Below are 4,091 nucleotides of genomic sequence, written 5' to 3'. Positions count from 1 at the left end.
GAGATGGCGCGTTCCAGCATGTCGCGCTCGGTTTGCTCCAGGGACTGCTGCGAAGCGGCGGTGCCAGCCGGCACGGGATGCGCACCGGCCGGCGCACCGTCGAAGTTCAAAGTGCCTGAGCTGCCCTGCATCCGCAAGGTCATGACCTCGGTGCTCAAGGTCTCGCCGCCGGTGAACAGGTGGTGCACGTCGATCAAGCCGTCGGCATCGGCCATGATCACGGCGCGCTCGATCAGGTTTTGCAGTTCGCGGATGTTGCCGGGAAAGTCGTAGTTCAGCAGCGTGCGCACCGAGGCCTGCGTGAAGCCGCCGGTGTTGCAGCCGTGCTTGCGCCGGTAGTGGTTGAGGAAGTGGTTCATCAGCAGGGGAATGTCGTCGCGTCGCTCGCGCAGCGGCGGCAGGTGAATGGGAAACACATTGAGCCGGAAAAACAGGTCTTCGCGGAACCGGCCTTCGCGCACGGCCTGGCGCAAGTCCTCATTGGTGGCGGCCACCACACGCACGTCGACGGCGATGCCGCGTGTGCCGCCCACGCGTTCGACCTCGCCCTCCTGCAGGGCGCGCAGCAGCTTGCCTTGCGCCACAAAACTCAGCATGCCGATTTCGTCCAGGAACAGGGTGCCGCCGCTGGCCCGCTCAAAGCGGCCCGGCCGCGAATGGCTGGCCCCGGTGTAGGCGCCGCGCTCTACGCCGAACAGCTCGGACTCGATCAGGGTCTCCGGGATGGCCGCGCAGTTCACGGCAATGAAAGGCTGCTCTTTGCGCGGGCTGATCCTGTGCAGCATGCTGGCGAATTTTTCTTTGCCCACGCCCGACTCGCCCGTGAACAGCACGGTGGCCGTCGTGCGTGCCACCCGGCTCAATTGATGGCAGGCCGCGTTGAAGGCGGATGAGGCTCCCACCATCGCGTCGCCGGCCGGCATGTCGCCGGTCGCCAGGTCGGCCGGGACCGATTCGCTGCGCGCATAGGCCGCGGTGTCGACAAACTCCCGGGCATTCAGGTAGCGCATGTCCTCTTCAATGTTGTCCCATTTGTCGGCGGACTTGCCGACCACCCGGCATTGCGCCTGGCCCATGGACCGGCACATGGTTTCCCGGAAAACGATGAGGCGGCCGAACAGCGTGCTGACGTAGCCCGTGGCGTAGCCCACCTGCATCCAGCAGGCCGGGGAGCCACCTATGCCGTAGGCGGCAATGTGTTCATCGTCCTCGCTGGAGTTGTGCCAGATGAATTCGCCTTCATAGCCGCTGGTGTCCGGGTCGTAGGTCACGCTGACCAGTTCGACCTTCACCACGCCCTCGAGCGCATGCAGGCGCGTGCCGGCCATGGCGGCAGCCGGCGGGTCGGCGTCGGGCCAGTGCTTGCGCACCAGCTGGGCATCACGGGCGCCGCTGACATAACCGGCGCGGGTGAACAGGCCGCGGGCTTTTTCGATGCCCAGGCTGTCGATCATTTCGCGGCGCATGGAACCGAGTGCCTCGGTGTGCAGCAACACCATGCGCTGGTCCTGCAGCCAGATGCGCCCGTCACCCGGTGAGAAGAACAGGCATTCGCTGATGTCCGCGATCGTCGGGTGCGTGTCGCCGCCGATGTGCGTGCTGGCAAACCCGCCCATGGCCTTGGCCACCGACGCGCTGTCGAAGCTGCCCAGCGCGACCCCGGTGGCCCGAGCCACCTCGGCCAGGGAAATGCGATCGGATGCGCGCATGGCTTTGCTCCTCGATTTGATTGATTTGATTTGATCAATTGGTGAAATTTGATTCAACTTTATAACTATTTGATGAAGAAAACATGGGTGGTTTCCATGTGCTGCACCGCAGCAAACATACCTAGGGTATGTCCCCGTTTTCCCAGTGAAAAAGCTTTGGGTGCAGCGCAGCAAGCGGGCCCTGGCACGCGGCGCTGGTACATGCATTGCGATACAGGAGCACGACGCGCCGATGTGGCGAGCTGATCAAACAACCGTAAGGACAAAAGCAAATGGGTGTATCCGACGCGATGGCATTTCTGGATTTCTCCGCGCTGGCGCAAGCGCCGCTGGGCGGCGGGAAGCGCGACGTTGTCGAGCCCGCGACCGGCAAGGTGATGTGCACGGTGGGCATCGCCAACGCGGCGGATGTGGCCGCGGCCACGCGGGCGGCGGCCAATGCACAAAAGCCCTGGGCCGCCCTGCCCCCGCGCGAGAGGGCCGACGTCTTCCGCCGCGCCGGCGCGCTGTTCCAGCAGCACTTCGACGAACTCGCGCTGTATGCCACGCGGGAGACCGGCGGCATATTGCCCAAGGGGCAGCATGAGATACGCGAAGCCATCACCATCTGCCACCTGGCCGCCGCCATGCCGCTGCAGCCCCAGGGCCATGTGCTGCCCAGCGTGCCGGGGCGCACCAGCATCGCCCGCCGCGTGCCGCACGGCGTGGTGGGTGTCATCTCGCCCTTCAACTTTCCACTGATCCTGACGCTGCGCGCGGTGGYGCCGGCGCTGGCCGCGGGCAATGCGGTGGTGATCAAGCCCGACACCCGCACGCCGGTGACCGGAGGCCTCATGATCGCACGCATTTTTGCGGAGGCGGGCCTGCCCAAGGATTTGCTGCATGTGTTGCCCGGCGACGCCGAAGCCGGCGAAGCCTTGGTCACCGACCCGCTGGTGCCCATGATCGCCTTCACCGGCTCGCCCGCGGTGGGCAGGCGCATCGGCGAGCTCGCGGGCAAGCACCTCAAGAAGGTGTCGCTGGAACTCGGCGGCGCGAACTCGCTGATCATCCTGGACGATGCCGACCTGGACATTGCCGCGAGCAACGCCGCCTGGGCCGCCTACCTGCACCAGGGCCAGATCTGCATGGCCGCCAACCGCATCCTCGTTCACCAGAGCATCGCGGCCCCGCTGCTGCAGCGCCTGGTCGCCAAGGCCACGCACCTGCCGGTCGGCGACGGTGCCACCGGCCAGGTCGCGCTCGGGCCGCTGATCGATGCGCGCCAGCGTGATCGCGTGCATGCCATCGTGCAGGACAGCATCAAGGCCGGCGCCAAGCTGGAAGCCGGCGGAAGCTACGACGGCCTGTTCTACAAGCCGACGGTGCTGTCCGGCGTCAAGCCCGGCATGCGCGTGTTCGATGAAGAGACCTTCGGCCCGGTGGCCAACATCGTCACTTTCGGCAACGACGAGGAAGCGGTCGCGCTGGCCAACAACAACACCGGCAGCCTGGCCTGCGCCGTGATTTCGCGCTCGGTGGGCCGCGCCATGGCGGTGGGGCAGCAGCTCAAGGCCGGCATGGTTCACATCAACGACCAGACCGTCAACGACGACTGCGTCAACCCCTTCGGCGGCCCTGGCATCGCGGGCAACGGCACCAGCGTGGGCGGCCCGTCCGACTGGGAGGAATACACGCAATGGCAATGGATGACCGTCAAGGACACCGCGCCCATGTTCCCGTTCTGAACGGACCGCTTCAGCTTTTTCGATTTTTTTGGCTCACCACATCAAGGAGACCTTCATGAATCCACACACCCGGGAGGCTTTATGAGCCTGCAAGGCAAAACCATTGTCATCACCGGCACCTCGTCCGGCATCGGCGCCGAGGTGGCCAGGCTGGCGCGCTTTCAGGGCGCCACGGTCATCGGCATGGACCGCAACGATCCCAGCCTGACGCTGGACGGCTTCATCAAGGCCGACCTCGGCACCGCCGCGGCCATCGATGCCGCCGTGGCCCAGTTGCCGGCGCAGGTTGACGCGCTGTGCAACATCGCCGGCGTACCCGGCACGGCAGACGGCGAGCTGGTGGCCCGCGTGAATTACCTGGGCCTGCGGCATCTGACGGAAAAGGTGCTGGCGCGCATGCCGCGCGGCGGCAGCATCGTCAACGTGGCGTCCATCCTGGGCGCCGAATGGCCGCAGCGGCTGGCCCTGCACAAAGAGCTGGCGGCAGCGAAGGGTTTCGAGGCCGGTGCCGCCTGGCTGCGCAGCCACCCTGTGCCGCAAGCCACCTGCTACCAGTACTTCAAGGAAGCCTTGATCGTCTGGAACGCCACGCAGTCGCAGGAGTGGTTCCTGGGCAAAGGTGTGCGCATGAACTGCGTGGCGCCCGGCCCGGTGT

The 4,091-nt window shown here is 65.9% G+C and carries 3 protein-coding genes; 2 read left to right on the top strand and 1 reads right to left on the bottom strand.

The window, feature by feature from the left end:
* On the bottom strand, positions 1-1,709 hold a 1,709-nt coding region (locus tag AC1D1X_RS17185; protein WP_477698735.1), incomplete at its 3' end, for a sigma 54-interacting transcriptional regulator.
* A gap of 272 nt (positions 1,710-1,981) precedes the next feature.
* On the opposite strand from AC1D1X_RS17185, the gene AC1D1X_RS17180 reads away from it, so the two are divergent.
* Both AC1D1X_RS17180 and AC1D1X_RS17175 read left to right on the top strand, forming a co-directional pair.
* Positions 1,982-3,436: a benzaldehyde dehydrogenase gene (locus AC1D1X_RS17180; protein ID WP_477698734.1), complete on the top strand. Its 1,455-nt coding sequence runs from the start codon at positions 1,982-1,984 to the stop codon at positions 3,434-3,436.
* Between the two features lie 81 nt (positions 3,437-3,517).
* On the top strand, positions 3,518-4,091 hold a 574-nt coding region (locus tag AC1D1X_RS17175), incomplete at its 3' end, for a coniferyl-alcohol dehydrogenase (protein ID WP_477698733.1).

The sequence above is a fragment of the Polaromonas sp. P1_G4 genome, from assembly GCF_056405475.1.
This window is presented reverse-complemented; position numbering and strand designations above follow the sequence as displayed.